We start from the raw sequence: 17,660 nt of genomic DNA, 5'->3' as shown, positions 1-17,660 counted from the left end.
CCACGGGGGCAGCGTGCGGGCTAGTACCGGTGGGGAGGTTCCTTGGCTCCCTCCCGCGGCGGGCGGCTTCCTCCCGCGGACGGGCGGCCGAAGAATCTTGGGTTCCCGGTTACCAGCTCGGGGCCCGGCTCGCTCGTAGAGGTAGTCGCACTTCCCCGCGGACGCTTGATTCACTTCTGCTTGGAATACATGGTGCGGGAACGCGTCGCAAAACCGTCGGTCAAGGCGCCGGCCTCACCGTCGCCGGCAGCAACGGCCCATTGAGGCCGAAGTACAGCCTGCTGTACCTCGATCGGCCCGGTGGCTGGATCGTCCGGAACATCGTCCGCTCCTAGCGTTGTGGTCACCACATCGATCACGACGAAGGAACGACAATGACGCAGCCACGCCCCGCATCCCGCCGCACCGCCGTCGAGCCCGCACTGTGGGTCTTGCTGCTCGTTAGCGCTGCCGCCAACGCCGTGACGTCCACCAGCGGCCTGAACCCCGTGGTGGGAGTCGCCTTCGGTGTCGTCGCCCTCAGCTGCATCGCCGGGCTGGTCGTCAGCCGCCGCCGGCGGACCCGCGGCTGACACCACGGCGGCAGCGCGCCGACGCCCTCTCAAACCTCAAGCAGAGCAGGAAGCGCGTCGGGGCAGCGATCCTGCGCGCACATGAGTCCGACACGACGGAGCACCGACGCCACCGCATCCAAGCTCAGCACCGCACCCCGTCTATTCAGGAGAACCCGATGACGAACCCGACGACTCGCCGCCCGGCCGGCCGAAACCGCCGGCGGGCCCTCCCCGTGGCCGCCGGTGCGCTGGCAGCCCTCACCGCGGGCGTGGCTCTCACCGCACCGTCCGCATTCGCGGACACCCGGCAGGACCGCCCCGCCGAAGCCGTCCAGCTCGCCGGCCCCGCACGATCCGCCGACCCCGTCCAGAAGCGGCTCGACCGCTTGGTCGCCGAGCAGAAGTTCCCCGGCGCCCTGGCCTCCGTCCGCCACACCGGCGGGCAGGTCCGCGACTACACCGCCGGCATGGGCGACCTCACATCCGGCCGCCCGGTGCCGCGAAACGGAAAGGTCCGCATCGGCAGCAACACGAAGATCTACACCGCCGTGGTCGTTCTCCAGCTCGCCGGCGAAGGCCGCATCAACCTCGACGCCACCGTGGAGACCTACCTCCCCGGACTCGTGCACGGCAACGGCAACGACGGCAGCAAGATCACCGTACGCCAGCTGCTGCAGCAGACCAGCGGGCTACCGGACTACGACGACGTCCTGTTCACCAAGCCGCAGGACCTGATCGACCTGGCACACGCCTACTACGACCCGCGCCGCCTCGTCGACGCCGCGCTGACCAAGCCACCCTCGTTCGCCCCGGGCGAGAAGTGGCAGTACAGCAACACCAACTACATCCTCGCCGGCCTGATCGCCGAACGAGTCACCGCACGCCCCATCGGCGAGCACATCACCCACCGCATCATCGAGCGGCTCGGCATGCGCGACACATACTGGCCGGGAGTCGGCGACCAGACCATCACCGGCCGCCACCCCCACGGCTACGTCGCGGCGGCGCCGAACGACCCGTGGACCGACATCACCGAGATGGATCCGTCGCTCGGCTGGGCCGCCGGCCAACTGATCTCCACCCCGGCCGACCTGCGCACCTTCCTCGAGGCGCTGGTCGGGGGCAAGCTGCTGAAGCCCGCCCAGCAGGCCGCCATGATGAAGACCGTCCCGGCCGCCGACTTCGAACCGACCGAGGGCTGGGAGTACGGCCTGGGCCTCGCCCGGCACGAACTGCCCTGCGGCGGTTACGCCTGGGGACACGGCGGCGACATCCAGGGCTTTGAGACCCGCGACCTCGTCACCCAGGACGGCCGCAGCGCCGTGGTGGCGGTGACCGGCCTGCCGACCTCGCTCGAGATGACGAAGGCGGTGTCCGAGAACGTCGACGCGGCCCTGTGCGAAGGTCGCTGAACGGTCCGATCGAGGCCGCTGAAGCCATCAAGCGAGGGCGTCCGGCACGGCCGGGCGCCCTCGATCGTGTCCCCAGCGAGGCTGTCCCGGGCAGCCTTACGAGACGAAGACCCGACGAGACAACGGCCCGACGAGACAACGGCCCAGCGAGACAACGGCCCAGCGAGACAGAAGGTCGGCAACGCGCCGGCCCCGGCACAGCGGCCCACAAGCGGTGGCCGGGCGGGGCACTGGCCCGGCAGGGCGGCGGCCTGCAGGACGGTGGCCCGCAAGTGGGTGGCCGCAACCGGGGGCGCAGCGCGGCCCCAGCGTGGCGGCCCGGCAACGCGGCGGCCCGGCAAAGCGGCGGCCCGGCAACGCGGCGGCCCGGCAACGCGGCGGCCCGAGAATGCGGCCACGACGCCGCGCCACCAGCAGCCGTCCGGTTGGCACTCGGGCCGCCGTCGCCGAGCTCTCGGCCGGTGTCCATGCACCGGACCGCGTGGGCGACCGAACCCCCGGCGGCGTCCCGAGCTCAGCTGGTCAACCGGGCCTCCAGTTCCTCTGGTGTGGTGACCGGGCGGTCGCAGACGAAACCGCGGCAGACGTACGCCGTGGCTCGGCCGTCGATCAGGGGACGGTCTGCCAGGAGGGGGACGCCGGGCTTGTCCGGCGCGCCGGCCACGATCACCGTTCCTGGCGGGGCGTGGCGGTGGGCGGTGGCGAGGAGGGGGTCATGCGGATCGGTGGTGGCGATGGCGATCTCGTACGGTCCGGCGAGCGCCGCCTCGGCCACGGTTGCCGAGTATCCGGCGAAGCGGGGGTGTCCGCCGATGAGGGGACCCACCGTTTCGAGTGCTGCGTCCGCCGCCTCGCGGTAGCGCGTCTCGCCGGTCAGGGCGGAATACGCGACCAGGCCCGCACAGACCGCCGCGAGGCCGGATGGCGTGGCGTTGTCGGTCGGGTCGGCCGGTCGGGTCACGAGGCGCTCCGCGTCGTCGGCGGTGTCGAAGAAGCCGCCCTGGCCGGTGCCGAAGTGTGCGAGGGCCACGTCCAGCAGCGTTCCTGCGAGCGTCAGCCAGCGACCTTCCCCGGTGAGCTGGTGCACCGCGCAGAACGCCTCCGCCACCGCTCCGTAGTCCTCGAGGACGCCGGCCGGTGCGCCCACGACACCGTCGCGAGAGACCCGCCGCAGCCGGCCGTCGACGATGTGCCGTTCCGCGAGGACCTCGGCGAGCGTCACCGCCGCCTGCCGCGCGGCGGACGCGGTGCCGTCGGAGTCGGCTGTGCCGTCTGGCGGTGACTCCAGCAGCAGGGCGTACTCGGCGAGAGCCGTGATCGCCAGTCCGTTCCAGGACGCCACGACCTTGTCGTCGCGGGCCGGCTGGGGGCGTTGGGCGCGGGCCGCCAGGAGTCTGCCGCGGACGTCTCGCCAGCGGGTCACCAGGTCGTCGGCGGCGGAGTCGATGTCGCGGGCGAGGACCAGGACGCTCATGCCGTGCTCGAAGGTGCCTTTGGTGGTGACGCGGAACAGGTCCGCTGCCCAGGCGCCGTCGTCCTCGCCCAGCGCCGCGGTGAGTTGCGCGGGTGTCCACGCGTACGTGAGGCCCTCGGTGCCCTCGGTGTCCGCGTCCAGGGCCGAGGCGAGGCCGCCCGCCGGGGTGGCGAGGTCGCGCAGGAGGAATGCGGTGGTCTCGTCGGCGATGCGGCGGGCGAGGGGGTCTGCGGTCAGGCGCCACAACTGGGTGTAGACGCGGAGCAGGAGTGCGTTGTCGTACAGCATCTTCTCGAAGTGCGGCACGGTCCACGTGTTGTCGACCGCGTAACGCGCGAAGCCGCCCGCGAGCTGGTCGTAGATGCCGCCGCGGGCCATCTGCTCGGCGGTGTGGCGGACGATCTCGAGGGCCTCGGCGGAACCGGTGCGCTGGTGGTGGCGCAGCAGGAACAGCAGGTTCATGTGCGGGGGGAACTTCGGTGCGCCGCCGAATCCGCCGTACTCCTGGTCGTGGTCCTTGGCGAGCTGGACCACCGCGGTGTCGAGGAGGGTCGCCGAGATCGGGGCGGTCGGGCCGCCGACCAGCTGGGCGCCGCCGATCGCCTGGACCACCGCCGAGCCCTGTTTGATGATGCCCTCGCGCTGGTCGCGCCAGGCGGTGCGGACGGACTCGAGCAGCCGGGAGAACGGTGCCTTCGGGTAGTAGGTGCCGCAGAAGAAGGGCTCGCCCTCGGGTGTGGCGAACACGGTCATCGGCCAGCCGCCCTGGCCGGTCATGGCCTGCGTGGCGGTCATATAGACGGCGTCGACGTCGGGGCGCTCCTCGCGGTCCACCTTGATCGCGACGAAGTCGTCGTTGATCTGATGGGCGATGGCGTCGTCCTCGAAGGACTCGTGGGCCATGACGTGGCACCAGTGGCAGGCGGCGTAGCCCACGGAGATCAGGACGGGCACGTCCCGCTTGCGGGCCTCGGCGAACGCCTCGTCCGACCAGGGCCACCAGTCGACGGGGTTGTCGGCGTGCTGCAGCAGGTAGGGCGAGGTCGCGGTCGCCAGACGGTTGGGCATGGGTTCAACCTAGCCTCGGAGGGCGCCGGCAAACCTTACGAAGCGCCGACGGTTCGAGGCTCCCGGGTCAGGAGGCGCCGTCGGCCCGCAACGGCACGATCTTGGCCGGAGCGGCGGCCGCCAGCTGCAGCAACGCCGCAACGATCCGATCGATCGGCAGGGGCCGGCTGAAGTGGTAGCCCTGTGCCGCCGTACACCCCAACGCGAGCAACGCCGCACGCTGGTCGGCCGTCTCGACGCCCTCGGCGACCACCCGCGCGCCGAGCCGCGCCCCCAGCTCCACCGCGCCGCGAACGACGGCGGCCGCGGCCGCGGACTCGGTCATCTCGGTGACGAACGAGCGGTCCACCTTGAGCTCGTCGACCCGCACGCGGGTGACGAAGGCGAGCGAGGAAAACCCGGTGCCGAAGTCGTCGACCGAGATCTGCACCCGCAGCTCGCGCAGGGCGGCGAGCACCTCGTCGACGACACCCTGATCGCTGACCGCCATCGACTCGGTGATCTCCAGCACCAGCCGGGCGGGCGCCACCCTGTGCCGCCGCAGGGCGTCGGCCACCTGCGCGGGGAAGGTCGCGTCGAGCAGGCTGCGGGCCGAGACGTTGACCGAGACAGGTACGTCGATGCCCGCCGCCGCCCACTCCGCGGCGGCCTCAAGGGCGTGGTCGAGAACGTACCGGGTGAACGGAGCCAGCAACTCGCCGTGCTCGATGGTCGCGACGAACGAGGCGGGCGTCAGCATGCCGCGCCGCGGGTGGTTCCAGCGGATCAAGGCCTCCACTCCGGTGGGCGCGCCGCTGCGCAGGTCCACCTCGGGCTGGAGCATCAGGACGAGCTGGTCGTCCACTTCGAGCGCCTCGTGCAGCTCGGCGGGAAGGGCCAGGTGGTCGGTGCTGCAGGCGTCGCGGGCACTGTCGTACGCAGCGACGCCCATGCGCTGTTCCTTGGCCTGCTCCAGCGCGATGCTCGCCCGCCGGATCAGCTCGCCCAGATCGGCGTGGCCGGCCTTCTCCACCACGACACCGACGGCGACGTCGAGGGCCAGCCGGACGCCCCCGATGTCGACGGGCCGGCCGATGACGTCTACCAGTTCCCGGGCCCGCCGCACGGCCTGGGGCAGCGGACTGGGCACATCGTGCAGGGGCGTCGCGGAGTCGGTGAGCGTGGCCACGGTGGGCAGCAGCACGGCGAACTCGTCGTCGCCGAGGCGCGCCACCAGCTCGTGCTCCCGGACCAGATCCGCGAGCCGGGCTGCGACCGTACACAAGACGTCGTCGCCGGCCCGATGCCCCAGCGTGCCGTTGATCTCCCGGAAGTTGTCGAGGTCCAGCAGGAGCACCGCGACCGGCTGGTCGCGGTCCTGCGACCGGAGCAGGGCCTCGCCGTCGGACAGCAACGCCCGCCGGTTGGCCACGCCGGTGAGCTGGTCGCGAACGCTGAGGTGAGCGACCCGCGCGTCCAGCACCTCGAGGCGCTCATGCGCCGCGGCATCATGCAGCGCGCCGGCCAGCGCGTCGGCGTACGCGGAAACAGCTAGCTCGTCCCGGGCCGCAGGCAGCGTCGGCTCGGCGAGCCACACCGTGATCTCCCCCACCGTGGCGTCGCCGACGGTCATCGCCCGCGTGATCACCGGCCCGGGCGCGGCACCGGGCAGCGGGTCCTGCGGCGCATCGTCCACATACCGCCGGCTGCCGGCACGCACCGCGTCGACCTCGACGACCATCGCGCTACCGGCCGGCTGCTCGACGGCGTGACGCGGACCGGGCGGCAGCGACACCTCGATCTCGACCCGCCGGGCACCGAAGACGTCCAGCGCGCCGCGCAACCCGGCTTGGACCACGGCGGCCTCGTTCGAGCCGCCGAGCGTACGCGTGGCCCGCGCGAACGCCTCCCACACCCGCCGTTCCTCCTCGGCGCGCAGGTGGTAGCGGTAGGTGCGCTGCAGCAGCCACAGCACGGGCGGGAACGCGATCAGCCACAGCGGCTCGCTGGTCAGGGCGTACAGGGCGGAGAGGCCGACCAGCACATTCCCCACGAACATGGGCAGTTTGGCATGCAACGTCCGCCCGGCGATCTGCACGGGCGTCGCATCCCGGTGCAGCGCGAGGGTGAGCACTGCCAAACCCAAAGTGATGATCAGGTACGTCGCAGCGCCGGCGATGAGCCCGACCTGCGTGCGCGAACTCCCGACCGGCGCATGGGGACCCGCCAAGGCGTACGCGACCGCAGTGGCGCCGAAGGTGCCGAGACTGAGCGACGCAGCGAGATGGAGAACGTCCCCGACGGCGCGCTGCCCGTTGAGCCACGTGATCAGCAACCACGCCGCGACAGCGCCCACCAGCGTGGCGGCGGGCAGCCACCCGGGCGGCGCCAGCGCGAAGCCGAGAATGAAGGCGGTCTCGCCCCAGGAGATGCTGACGGTCCCCCGGCCGACCCGGAACCGCAGCCGCGCCAGTTGCGCCAGCAACATCAGAGCGACGGCCACCCCGACACCGACAACCGACGGATGCTCCAGCGCGTCGGGACGCTGCAACGGCAGCGTCGCGCCGACGACAGCGAACAGAACCGCTGCGGCGAGAACAAGACCTCTCATGACGCGTACGCGAAGAGAGCGCCGGACAACCGCACCGACCCGGTCACCGGCATCCCGGCGAGCCGCGGAGGAGACAGCGGAAGGCGAAGTCATGCCACCTCCTCGCCGATCCTGTGCGGCCGGGAGGTCGACGCCGTCGTACGACCACCCGTCCGGCCCGGGAGCACGTGCCTGTCCGCTCCCACCGATCCGTTCCCGCCGGCCCAGCTGCGCTCGGTCGACTCGCCTGCTTCGCCCCACTCGGTCACCGCAGCCGCGCCGCACGCCTCCGTCTTGGCGGCCGTTGCGCTTGCTTCGCCCGCTGGGCCCGATGACTGCAACAGACGCAAGCAGACGAGTCTTCCCGCGCCTCTTCCCGCGCACGAAATGACACATTGCTGCCCGGCGTCTCGACACAAGCGGCGACGCGTCCGGACGCTCAAGCCCGAATTGGCGCACTGTGCACACAGGCCGAAGTCACGGGCCCCTGAAGGGCCAGAGCAACGCCCGCCGCGAAGCGATCGGCAGGCCCTCGGAGCCGTCATGCAGGCCGCACGGACAAGCCGGAACCGACGCACCGGAAGATCGCGGGGGCCATGCCGGAGCGGGTGCGGAAAACGCTCGTCCGGATCTTGCCCGAGGTCACAGCACACGGCTCTGACCAGCGGCACGAGTGAATGCACGTGCATCTGCAGTGGAGAATGCGGGGGGCGGATGATGGTCATCGACGGCCCCCTTTCCGCGCAGGGTCGAGGGACGTCAAAGCCCCCCGGCGGAAGGCTAAGCCAAAGCGGCGGAACGCAACAGGGGTTGACGCAGGAGCACTGTCGATGTTCGGACGGTGACGGCAGCCACGGGAGCCTTAATAAGGCAACTTGACAAAGTGGAAACTCGCCCGCCGTTACTGGGAGCGCTTGCCGGACTCGGGTCGATCCCCAGTGGAATCACCGGCGCCATCCGGCTTGACCTCGCCCTTAGTGGACGGAACGTCGGCATCACCCGCGACAGCGTCACCGGCGGGGACACCCGGAGTAACCTCGCTGCGAGCAAGATCAGCATCCAGCCGGGCGATCTCCGCCTCCCGTGCGGCATCCTTCGGATCCACAAAACTGTCGGGAAGCCGACGCAACCGCTTGTTCATGTTGCGGATCAGCAAAACCGTGGCAACCGACATCAACACGATGATGAACAGCCCCATCGGCCCAGCCAGACCGCCGGATCGGGTGTCTCCGAAGTTGTTGACCGCCACGAAAAGTTCCACCCGCCAAAGGTACGCCCACCGCCGCCCCGCCCGACCTCGGGATCCCGCACAACTCTCAATCCGCCGCTGCGAATGCCGAGAGCCATGCGCTCGGGACACCGATGATCCTCGGGTCGCGCACTCGAGGGCGTCGCCACCATCTTGACCTGCGACATCCGCTCGCCCACAGTAACGCGGATGTTGCGCCAGGTAACGAACCTGCACAAAGGCTCGGGTAAAGCGCTGGCCCGAAGGACGGCATGGGGCATAGCCGCCCTAACCAGACCCGATCGCTCGCAAAAGTCAGCTAAGGAGTCACACAGCTCCCCGACCGCCCGCGCCGACCGCGGGACTATTCGGCCCGGACCACAGGGCCGGAACCTCTCAGCGAGCCTCGACCGACTCCCGGATCCCCGCGAACAGGTCCGACTCCGGCACGGTGCTGTCCACCAGCGAACGCGCCAGTTCGAAGTCCTCCGTCGGCCACACCTTCTGCTGCAGCTCCAGCGGCACGTGGAACCAGAACCCGTCCGGGTCCACCTGCGTGGCGTGCGCGCGCAGGGCGTTGTCGCGCACCTCGAAGTACTCCCCGCACTCCACCCGGGTCGTGATGAGGTGGCCGCGGTCCGGGCGCTCCTCCGCCCTCTTGAGCCATTCGGTGTACGGCGATTCGAGGCCGGCCGCGAGCATGCCCTCGTGCAGCGCGAGCATCCGCGCCTTGCTCCAGCCGGCGTTGTAATAGAGCTTCAGCGGCTGCCACGGCTCGCCGAGCTCCGGGTACTGCTCCGGGTCGCCGGCCGCCTCGAAGGCCGCGACGGAGATCTTGTGGCACATGATGTGGTCGGGGTGCGGGTAGCCGCCGTTCTCGTCATAGGTGGTCATGACGTGCGGCTTGAACTCGCGGATGAGCTTGATCAGCGGGATGGCGCCCTCGGCCGGGTCGACGAGGCCGAAGCAGCCCTCGGGCAGTGGGGGCAGCGGGTCGCCCTCCGGCAGGCCGGAATCCACGAAGCCCAGCCAGGCCTGCTTGACGCCGAGGATCTCGCGGGCCAGGTCCATCTCCTTGCGGCGGATGTTCGCGATGTCCGCCAGCACCTCGGGCCGGTCCATCTTCGGGTTGAGCACGCTGCCGCGCTCACCGCCCGTACACGTCGCGACCAGGACGTCGACACCCTCCGCAACATAGCGGGCCATGGCCGCCGCGCCCTTGCTGGACTCGTCGTCCGGGTGTGCGTGCACCGTCATGAGACGCAACTGCTCAGCCACTGATTTCTCCCTCGACCGGACCTCGTTCCGCGGGTCCGGCTCCGGCTGCGAAGATGGACACGGCCATTCTGGCCGATGGCACCGACAGTTTTCGCACGAGAGGCCCTCCTGGTGAGCGAGACGCGCGCCACAGCGCCGGAATTCCCGCCGGGTCGTTATGGACGGCGCCGCGACGGGCGCCGCCGGCTGCTCGGGCCGGTCATCTTCGGCGTACTCGTCGTGGTCGCGGCGGTGGCTCTGGCCGTTCGTCTCTACAACCAGTACGGCGATCCGGCCTACGACGCTCAGATCGTGCGATGGACCGGGGTGACGGAGAGCCAAATCAAGATCGATTTCACCGTACGGGTACCGCCGGGCGGAAGCGCCAGCTGCGGCCTCCGCGCGCGCGACTACGACGGCAGCGTCGTCGGAACCCGGACAGTCACGGTGCATGCCACCGGCGAAAGCCGCACCATCGAGGCGTCCGAGGTCGTCGGTACCACCGCCAAAGCCTTCGTCGGCGAGGTCGTCGGCTGCCGCGCCCCCAGCTGAGGGCACGAGCGGACAAGCCCGGCAGGTAGATGCCACACGACCGGGAAATTGTCAGACCCTGGCGATACAAAGAGACGAACCGAGATCTCAGCGCCGCAGCGGATAACTCTGCGTCATCGAGAATCCGGCCGCGAGCCCACCGCTGGTAAGCTTGGTGATTCGCTCCGTACGCCTGTCCCGCTGCAAGGAGAAGAGTCTGTGACCAGTTCAGAAGCGTCGAAGACCTGGCTCTCCCAGGACGCTTACGACCGGCTGCAGGCCGAGCTCGACGAGTTGATCGCAGCCCGGCCGGCCATCGCCGCCGAGATCAACGCCCGCCGCGAGGAGGGCGACCTGCGGGAGAACGGGGGCTACCACGCCGCCCGTGAGGAGCAGGGCAAGCAGGAAGGCCGCATCCTCTACTTGAAGGAGTTCCTGCGCAACGCCGAGGTCGGCGAGGCTCCCACGGCCGACAAGGTCGCTCCCGGCATGGTCGTGACGATCTACTTCGACGACGACAAGACCGACACCGAGAAGTTCCTGCTCGGCTCCCGCGAGATCGCCTCGACGACCGACCTGACGGTCTACAGCCCGGAGTCGGCCCTCGGCACGGCGATCCTCAACGCCGGCAAGGGCCAGACGGTGACCTACACCGCCCCCAGCGGCGCCGACATCAAGGTCACGGTCGTCGACTTCTCGCCCTACGGCGCCTGACCCACCCGACGGCCGGCGCGCGACCGCGTGCCGGCCGCCCCGGCCAGGCCGTCGGTGCACCAACCCAGCGGCCACGGTCGCTCCGGCCCGGCGGGTCATGCACCAATTCGGCGGCCCACGGCCGGGCAGGCCGAGAAGCCGGGCAGGCTCAGAAGCCAGGCAGGCTCAGAACCCGGGATAGGACGAATCTCAGGGCGTGCCGGAGAGCAGGGTCACCGCGTACCCCGAGTTGCGCAGCGCCCCGATCAGCGTCGCCGAGTGGTCCGGGCCTCGGGTTTCCACCGACAGCTGCACCTCCACCTCGCCGAAGCTCAGCCGGGGATTGTGGCGCGAGTGCAGCACGTCCACGATGTTCGCCCGGTGCTCCGCGATCTGGGTCAGCAGCCTCGCCAGCTCGCCGGGCTGGTCGCCGGTCTGGACCGAGAGGCGCAGGAAGCGGCCCGCCGAGGCCAGGCCGTGCTCGATCACCCGCATCAGCAGCATGGGGTCGATGTTGCCGCCCGACAGGATGGCCACGACCGGCGGTTCCAGGTCGACCTTGCCGGTGAGCAGGGCCGCCACCGCCGCCCCGCCTGCCGGTTCGACCACCATCTTGTGGCGTTCGAGGAGCATCAGCAGGGCCTCGGACAGGTCTTCGTCGGTGACCGTGACGACGTCGTCGACCAACTCGCTGACGTGGCTGAATGTGAGGTCGCCGGGGCGCATGACGGCGATGCCGTCCGCGATGGTCGCGGATTCGGTGAGGGTCACGGGGGCGCCTGCGGCCAGGGAGGGCGGGTACGCCGCCGCCCCGCTGGCCTGGACGCCGATGATCCGTACGTCGGGCTTCATCGCCTTGGCCGCGACTGCCACGCCGGAGATGAGGCCGCCGCCGCCGACCGCGGTGATGATCGTGCCGACGTCGGGGCACTGGTCGAGGATCTCCAGGCCTACCGTGCCCTGGCCGGCGATCACGTCGGGGTGGTCGAACGGGTGGATCAGCACGGCGCCCGTCTGGTCGGCGAAGGCGCGTGCCGCCTGCAGGGAGTCGTCGACGGTGGTGCCCGCGTACTCGATTGCGGCGCCGTACCCCTTGGTTGCCGTGACCTTGGGCAGGGGGGCGTTCTGGGGCATGAAGACCGTGGCTTTCGCGCCCAGCAGGCCTGCCGCCAGGGCAACCCCCTGGGCGTGGTTGCCCGCGCTCGCGGCGACAACGCCGCGGGCGCGTTCGGCGTCCGAGAGACGCGAGATCCGGGTGTACGCGCCGCGCACCTTGTACGAGCCCGCGCGCTGCTGGTTCTCGCACTTGAGCCAGGCGGGTACGCCGAGCGTGCGGGTCAGCGGCTGGGAGGGCTCCAGCGGCGTGATCCGGACGACGCCGGTGAGCAGCGCCCGCGCGGCCTCGACGTCGGCGAGCGAAAGCAGGTCACTCATGGCAGTGATCGTGCCATCAGCTCAGACGAAGGCGTGCCGCGGCCACGGGTTGGCCACCTCGAGCAGGCCCGCGATCGACAGCAGCAGGAGCTCCGAGTCGGGTGGCCCGACGAGCTGGACGCCCACCGGCAGGCCGTCGGGGCGGCTGCCGACGGGGACCACGATCGCAGGGAGGCCGGCCACGTTCCAGGGGGCCGCGTACGGGGCGTAGCGCATGTTGTCGAGCATGTTGCGGTGCCAGCGCCCGTTCGCGTGCCCGTCGGCCGGCGGCGGGGTGGCCGCCAGTGCCGGGGTGAGCAGGACGTCGACGTTCCTGTCCTCGAAGAACTTGATGCTCTGCTCGCGCCAGGCCTCGCGCTGTGCCGGCCGCACCCAGCCGCGCTGCCAAGCGATCTTGCCGATGCGGATGTGCCGGCGGGTGCGCGGCTGCACCGCCCTGAGGTCGGTGCCGGCCGCCTCCGCGTCCCGGTAGGCGGCTCCGAACCAGGTGAGGAGTCCGGCGATGCCGACCGCCGTCGAGTACGCCGGCTCCGCGGTCACGGTGTCGTGTCCCGCATCGACCAGGAGCCGGGCCGCTGTCGCCACGGCACCGCGGTTCGGCTCGTCCGGGCGTACCCCTCGGATCGGGGAGCGCAACGAGACGCCGACCCGCAGCTTGCCCGGCGGGGTGAGTTTCGCCGGCGACCGCCCGGCCAGCACGCTGAAGCCGAGGGCGGCGTCGCCGACCGTCGTGGCGAGGATGCCGTGCTCGACCAGCCCGAACCAGCCGTCGATGCCCAGATCGCACGGGACGACGCCGCGGCCGGGTTTGAGGCCGACCAGGCCGCAGCAGGCCGCCGGGATGCGGATCGAGCCCAGACCGTCGTTGCCGTGGGCGATCGGCACCAGGCCGGCGGCGACCGCCGCGGCAGAGCCGCCCGACGAGCCGCCGGCGGTGCGGTCGAGCGACCAGGGGTTGCGGGTGGCGCCGTCCGGTCCGTCGGTGGTGCCCCACAGGCCCATCTCCGGCATCCGGGTGACGCCCACGACGACCGCGCCGGCACCTCGCAGCCGGCGGACCACCTCGTGGTCCTCCTCGGCGACGGGGGTGCGGGCGGCCGCGGAGCCGTGCCAGGTCGGCAGGCCGGCGACCGGGGTGTTCTCCTTGACGGCCACGGGTACGCCGGCGAGCGGCAGGTTGGCCAGGTCCTCCTGCTCGTCCACCTTCTCGGCCTCGACGATCGCCTCGCCGCCGCGCACCACGCGGAACGCGGTGAGCGACGGTTCGGAGATCGCGATCTGTTCCAGGTGGTCGGCGACCACCTGCGTGGCGCTCGTGTCGCCGCGGCGGACCGCCCGGGAGATCTGCTTCGCCGTGGCACCCACCCAAGTGGTCGCCAGGTTGTCCATGGCCCGTCTCCGCTAGTCCGTAGGAAGTCTCAGCCGAGCGCCTGCTCCAGGTCGGCGAGCAGATCGTCAACGGTCTCGATGCCGACAGACAGTCGCACGAGATCGGCGGGGACTTCAAGCGGGGAGCCCGCGGCGCTGAGGTGTGTCATCTGGCCGGGGTGCTCGATGAGCGACTCGACGCCGCCGAGCGACTCCGCGAGCACGAACAGCTTCGTCCGGTTGCAGACCTCGATGGCCTGCTCGGGGCCGCCCTTGGTGCGGAACGAGATCATCCCGCCGAAGCGCGACATCTGCTTGGCGGCGGTCTCGTGCCCGGGATGCGACTCGAGGCCCGGGTACAGGACCCGGCCCACCTTCGGGTGGGTCTCCAGGTAGGCGACGATCCGCTCGGCGTTGTCGCAGTGCCGGTCCATCCGTACGCCGAGAGTCTTGATCCCGCGCAACGTCAGCCACGCGTCGAACGGCCCGTTGACCGCGCCCATGGCGTTCTGGTGGAAGGCCAGCTGGTCGCCGAGGTCGACGTCGGCGGTCACCAGGGCGCCGCCCACGACGTCGGAGTGCCCGCCCAGGTACTTGGTCGTGGAGTGGATCACCACGTCGGCGCCGAGGGCGATCGGCTGCTGCAGGTACGGCGAGGCGAACGTGTTGTCCACGGCCAGCATTGCGTCGTACTCGTGCGCCAGCGCGGCCAGCGCCGGGATGTCGGCGATGTTCAGCAGCGGGTTGGTCGGCGTCTCGGCCCAGATCAGCCGGGTGTGCCCGGGACGGAACGCCGCCCGCACCGCGTCCAGGTCGTTGAGCGCCACGGCGGTCCAGTCGAGACCCCAGTTCTCGGCCACCTTGCTGAAGAGCCGGTACGTGCCGCCGTACGCGTCGTCCGGGATCACCACGTGGTCGCCGGGACGGCACACCGTGCGCAGCAGCGTGTCCTCGGCGGCGAGCCCGCTCGCGAAGGCGAGGCCGCGCCGGCCACCCTCGATCGCGGCGAGGCATTCCTGCAGGGCGTCGCGGGTCGGGTTGCCCGAGCGGCTGTACTCGTAGCCCAGCCGGGGCGCGCCGACGGCGTCCTGGGCGTACGTGCTGGTCTGGTAGATCGGCGGCACCACGGCACCCGTGCGCGGGTCGGGATCCTGCCCGGCGTGGATGGCCAGAGTGTCGAAGCCGTACTCGTTACCCGTCATGAGGGGCAAGGCTAGTCTGCGCAGATGGCCGACTGCCTCTTCTGCGGGATCGTGGCGGGCACGGTTCCCGCATTCAAGGTCGTGGACACCCCCGACGGCGTCGGCTTCCTCGACATCCGGCCCGTGTTCAAAGGGCACGTGCTGGTGGTGCCGCGTCCTCACGTACCGGAACTGACCGCTCTTGAGAAGGACCTTCTGCCCGGGTTCTTCGCGCTGGTCCAGCGGGTGGCCGCTGCCGTCCCTCCCGCGACCGGAGCAAAAGGTACGTTCGTCGCGATGAACAACATCGTGTCCCAGTCGGTCCCCCACCTGCACGCGCACGTGGTGCCGCGAACCAAGGGCGACGGCCTCCGCGGCTTCTTCTGGCCCCGGCACAAGTACGACTCCGACGAAGAGGCGACCGCCTACGCTTCCCGTATCGGCGACGCGCTCGGGTAAGGAACCAAGGGTGGACGGCGTTACACCCGGCGGATGAAGGGAGACACCGTGTTCCTGCGGAACAAGAAGCTCGAGCTGCCCACCCCCGACCAGGCCCCGCCGGGCCGCCTGATCGCGATGCCGGTGGCCGATACGCACCCGGTGCTCGGAAACCCGCTGAAGGGCCCCTGGCCGGCCGGCCTCGAGACGGCCGTCTTCGGCATGGGGTGCTTCTGGGGCGCCGAGCGCATCTTCTGGCGCCTGCCGGGCGTGTACTCCACGTCCGTCGGCTACGCGGGCGGCTTCACCCGCAACCCGACGTACGAGGAGACCTGCTCGGGCACGACCGGGCACGCCGAGGTCGTCCAGGTGGTCTACGACCCGGCCAAGATCAGCTACGAGGACCTGCTGAAGGCCTTCTGGGAGAACCACGACCCCACCCAGGGCATGCGCCAGGGCAACGACGTCGGTACGCAGTACCGCTCCGCGATCTACACGACGACACCGGAGCAGGCGAAGCTGGCGCAGGCGTCGCTGGACGCCTTCCAGCCGGTCGTCACGGCGGCGGGCCGCGGCACGATCACGACCGAGATCAAGCCGCTGGAGGCGTATTACTACGCCGAGGACTATCACCAGCAGTACCTGTCGGACAGCAAGAACCCGGGCGGCTACTGCAACCACGGCCCGAACGGCCTGACCTGCCCGATCGGTGTGGCTCGCACCAACTGACGCTTTACTGATCTGGGCTCGTGCTCGCCTTGGCGGGTGCGGGCTCAGCTCGTTTCTGCCTGCCATCCCGTCGGCCGTCGACCCACCCTTCGGGGAGCAGGTCACCGTCGGGGCCGCCACTTCGCGCGTGGCGTGAGGTGGGCGAGGAGGCTGGCGGTCCCGGCGGTGGCCTGCTCGGCTGCGCCTGGGGCGACGGGCGGGGGGATGGCTTCTGGCGCGACGGGATGGGATGGTAGCCCCGGCTACTCGGCGCTGTCGGCGATGGCAGCGTTGAGCGCGTCGAGGAGAGCGGCGTTGATGTTGGCCTGAAGGATGTGCTGGCAGTCCTCCGGGTCCAGACTTTGCCGAACACTGCGCAGGGCGATCAACGTGTCGTCTGGCCAGACGTCGTAGAGCTCATGCGATAGGGCGGCCGCTTTGACCAGTGCTGTTGCAGCTTGGTGGTACTGCCGCTGGTCCTGCGCGAGGGTGCCGAGCTGGTGGTAGGTGCCGGCGGCGCGGTGCCGGTCGCCGAACTCCACATAGAGGTCGAGGGCTCGCCGGTAGTGGGCTTCCGCCTGCTCGAACCGCCGCTGCTCCTGCGCGAGCATGCCGAGCTGGTGGTAGGTGCCGGCGGCGCGGTGCCGGTCGCCGAACTCCACATAGAGGTCGAGGGCTTGCCGGTAGTGGGCTTCGGCCTGCTCGAAGCGCCGCTGCTCCTGCGCTACCGTGCCGAGCTGGTGGTAGACGTCGGCCGTCTCGTACCTGTCGCCGAACTCCAGGTAGAGGTCGAGGGCTTGCCGGTAGTGGGCTTCGGCCTGCTCGAAGCGCCGCTGCTCCTGCGCTACCGTGCCGAGCTGGTGGTAGGTGGAGGCGGCGCCGTGCCGGTCGCCGAACTCCAGGAGGAGGTCGAGGGCTTGCCGGTAGTGGGCTTCGGCCTGCTCGAAGCGCCGCTGCTCCTGCGCAACGGTGCCGAGCTGGTGGTAGGTCATGGCGGTGCCGTGCCGGTTGCCGAACTCCAGCTCAAGGTCGAGGGCTTGCCGGTAGTGGGCTTCCGCCTGCTCGAACCGCCGCTGCGCCTGCGCGACCATGCCAAGCTGATGATAGATGCGGGCGGCGCCGTCGCGGTCGTTGAACTTCAGGGCGAGATCGAGGGCTTGCCGGTAGTGGGCTTCGGCCTGCTCGAACCGCCGCTGCTCCTGCGCGACCCTGCCCAGCTGGTAATAGGTCATCGCGGCGCTGTGCCGGTCGCCGAACTCCAGGAAGAGTGCGTTCGCTTGCCGGTAGTGGGCTTCGGCCTGCTCGAACCGCCGCTGGTGCTGCGCGACGATGCCGGCCCAGTGACGCACCTGTGCGAGCTCTCGGCGGAGATCGTCATGGTCGGGTCCGCGGTCGGCGGCGATGGCAGCGTCGAGGATGTGTCGGCGGGCGTCCTGCTGCTTCGTCTGGTCCAGGTAGCCGTTGATCGCGCCAACGATCGGGAGGACGGGCTGCTGGGTGCTTAGTCCGTGGTCGAGGGCGCTGGCGAGGTTGGCGTACTCGGTGCGAGCGATCACATGCCCCACGACACGTTGTTGCGGCTCATTCGAGACGAGCATCTGCCGAATTCGCTGTCCGAGCGCCAGGTACAGCTGGTAGTGCGCCTGCTGCGCGGCGTCCTGCAGGTCGGGGTGCTGCTGGATGCGGGTGCGCAGGAAGTACGGCAGCACCGGCAGGATCTGCACCCAGTCGGCCAGCTGGTGATG

Annotated in this window: 15 protein-coding genes; 6 read left to right on the top strand and 9 right to left on the bottom strand. The window is 70.5% G+C overall.

The window, feature by feature from the left end; all coding sequences use genetic code 11:
• Window positions 1–170 precede the first annotated feature (170 nt).
• The gene (locus AB0J80_RS17475; RefSeq protein WP_364705688.1) at window positions 171–359 is read right to left on the bottom strand and encodes a hypothetical protein; all 189 of its coding nucleotides are present in this window, start codon (window positions 357–359) and stop codon (window positions 171–173) included.
• Window positions 360–374: 15 nt separating this feature from the next.
• Between AB0J80_RS17475 and AB0J80_RS17470 the strand changes: the two genes are divergently transcribed.
• Window positions 375–572, top strand: coding sequence for a hypothetical protein (locus AB0J80_RS17470; RefSeq protein ID WP_364705687.1), 198 nt, complete (start codon window positions 375–377; stop codon window positions 570–572).
• 158 nt (window positions 573–730) lie between these two features.
• Window positions 731–1,966 (top strand): serine hydrolase domain-containing protein, encoded by a 1,236-nt coding sequence (locus tag AB0J80_RS17465; RefSeq protein ID WP_364705686.1) that lies wholly within the window; start codon window positions 731–733, stop codon window positions 1,964–1,966.
• A 514-nt stretch (window positions 1,967–2,480) separates the two neighbouring features.
• Here AB0J80_RS17465 and AB0J80_RS17460 read toward each other — a convergent pair.
• From AB0J80_RS17460 to mca, 4 genes are all read right to left on the bottom strand, one after another.
• Window positions 2,481–4,508 carry a thioredoxin domain-containing protein gene (locus AB0J80_RS17460; RefSeq protein WP_364705684.1) on the bottom strand — a complete coding sequence of 676 codons (2,028 nt, stop codon included), beginning with the start codon at window positions 4,506–4,508 and terminating at the stop codon, window positions 2,481–2,483.
• Between the two features lie 67 nt (window positions 4,509–4,575).
• Window positions 4,576–7,098 carry a bifunctional diguanylate cyclase/phosphodiesterase gene (locus AB0J80_RS17455; protein ID WP_364705682.1) on the bottom strand — a complete coding sequence of 841 codons (2,523 nt, stop codon included), beginning with the start codon at window positions 7,096–7,098 and terminating at the stop codon, window positions 4,576–4,578.
• 880 nt (window positions 7,099–7,978) lie between these two features.
• Entirely contained in the window at window positions 7,979–8,275 is a 297-nt protein-coding gene (locus tag AB0J80_RS17450; RefSeq protein ID WP_364706294.1) for a hypothetical protein, read from the bottom strand.
• Between the two features lie 426 nt (window positions 8,276–8,701).
• Window positions 8,702–9,583 carry a mycothiol conjugate amidase Mca gene (gene mca, locus AB0J80_RS17445; protein ID WP_364705681.1) on the bottom strand — a complete coding sequence of 294 codons (882 nt, stop codon included), beginning with the start codon at window positions 9,581–9,583 and terminating at the stop codon, window positions 8,702–8,704.
• 111 nt (window positions 9,584–9,694) lie between these two features.
• Here mca and AB0J80_RS17440 point away from each other — a divergent pair, with 111 nt between their 5' ends.
• A complete protein-coding gene (locus AB0J80_RS17440; protein WP_364705680.1) occupies window positions 9,695–10,114 on the top strand; it encodes a DUF4307 domain-containing protein in 420 nt (139 codons plus the stop codon).
• Window positions 10,115–10,312: 198 nt separating this feature from the next.
• Window positions 10,313–10,807, top strand: coding sequence for a transcription elongation factor GreA (gene greA, locus AB0J80_RS17435; RefSeq protein WP_364705678.1), 495 nt, complete (start codon window positions 10,313–10,315; stop codon window positions 10,805–10,807).
• A gap of 189 nt (window positions 10,808–10,996) precedes the next feature.
• Here greA and ilvA read toward each other — a convergent pair whose 3' ends face one another.
• The 3 genes from ilvA to AB0J80_RS17420 are packed head-to-tail and all read right to left on the bottom strand — an operon-like array spanning window position 10,997 to window position 14,790.
• Complete coding sequence (ilvA, locus tag AB0J80_RS17430) at window positions 10,997–12,220, bottom strand: threonine ammonia-lyase (RefSeq protein ID WP_364705676.1); 1,224 nt, start codon at window positions 12,218–12,220, stop codon at window positions 10,997–10,999.
• 21 nt (window positions 12,221–12,241) lie between these two features.
• The gene (locus tag AB0J80_RS17425; protein ID WP_364705675.1) at window positions 12,242–13,609 is read right to left on the bottom strand and encodes an amidase family protein; all 1,368 of its coding nucleotides are present in this window, start codon (window positions 13,607–13,609) and stop codon (window positions 12,242–12,244) included.
• Between the two features lie 29 nt (window positions 13,610–13,638).
• Window positions 13,639–14,790, bottom strand: a complete 1,152-nt coding sequence (locus AB0J80_RS17420; protein ID WP_364705673.1) for a cystathionine gamma-synthase — start codon at window positions 14,788–14,790, stop codon at window positions 13,639–13,641.
• A gap of 24 nt (window positions 14,791–14,814) precedes the next feature.
• On the opposite strand from AB0J80_RS17420, the gene AB0J80_RS17415 reads away from it, so the two are divergent.
• A complete protein-coding gene (locus AB0J80_RS17415) occupies window positions 14,815–15,228 on the top strand; it encodes an HIT family protein (RefSeq protein WP_364705671.1) in 414 nt (137 codons plus the stop codon).
• 48 nt (window positions 15,229–15,276) lie between these two features.
• The gene (msrA, locus tag AB0J80_RS17410; RefSeq protein ID WP_364706291.1) at window positions 15,277–15,936 is read left to right on the top strand and encodes a peptide-methionine (S)-S-oxide reductase MsrA; all 660 of its coding nucleotides are present in this window, start codon (window positions 15,277–15,279) and stop codon (window positions 15,934–15,936) included.
• A 242-nt stretch (window positions 15,937–16,178) separates the two neighbouring features.
• Here msrA and AB0J80_RS17405 read toward each other — a convergent pair.
• A partial coding sequence (locus tag AB0J80_RS17405; protein WP_364705669.1) for a tetratricopeptide repeat protein occupies window positions 16,179–17,660 on the bottom strand: 1,482 nt, incomplete at its 5' end.

Source organism: Actinoplanes sp. NPDC049548 (assembly GCF_040676695.1).
GTDB lineage: Bacteria > Actinomycetota > Actinomycetes > Mycobacteriales > Micromonosporaceae > Actinoplanes.
The sequence above is the reverse complement of the archived record's forward strand: the minus strand, read 5'-3'. Positions and strand labels throughout refer to the sequence as shown.

What these genes read in the sequence shown, in the direction of transcription:
- AB0J80_RS17420 (WP_364705673.1), bottom strand. Translation starts at nt 14,790, where the DNA reads ATGACGGGTAACGAGTACGGCTTCGACACTCTGGCCATCCACGCCGGG.
- AB0J80_RS17450 (WP_364706294.1), bottom strand. Translation starts at nt 8,275, where the DNA reads ATGGGGCTGTTCATCATCGTGTTGATGTCGGTTGCCACGGTTTTGCTG.
- AB0J80_RS17415 (WP_364705671.1), top strand. Translation starts at nt 14,815, where the DNA reads ATGGCCGACTGCCTCTTCTGCGGGATCGTGGCGGGCACGGTTCCCGCA.
- AB0J80_RS17465 (WP_364705686.1), top strand. Translation starts at nt 731, where the DNA reads ATGACGAACCCGACGACTCGCCGCCCGGCCGGCCGAAACCGCCGGCGG.
- AB0J80_RS17425 (WP_364705675.1), bottom strand. Translation starts at nt 13,609, where the DNA reads ATGGACAACCTGGCGACCACTTGGGTGGGTGCCACGGCGAAGCAGATC.
- AB0J80_RS17455 (WP_364705682.1), bottom strand. Translation starts at nt 7,098, where the DNA reads ATGAGAGGTCTTGTTCTCGCCGCAGCGGTTCTGTTCGCTGTCGTCGGC.
- AB0J80_RS17460 (WP_364705684.1), bottom strand. Translation starts at nt 4,508, where the DNA reads ATGCCCAACCGTCTGGCGACCGCGACCTCGCCCTACCTGCTGCAGCAC.
- AB0J80_RS17470 (WP_364705687.1), top strand. Translation starts at nt 375, where the DNA reads ATGACGCAGCCACGCCCCGCATCCCGCCGCACCGCCGTCGAGCCCGCA.
- ilvA (WP_364705676.1), bottom strand. Translation starts at nt 12,220, where the DNA reads ATGAGTGACCTGCTTTCGCTCGCCGACGTCGAGGCCGCGCGGGCGCTG.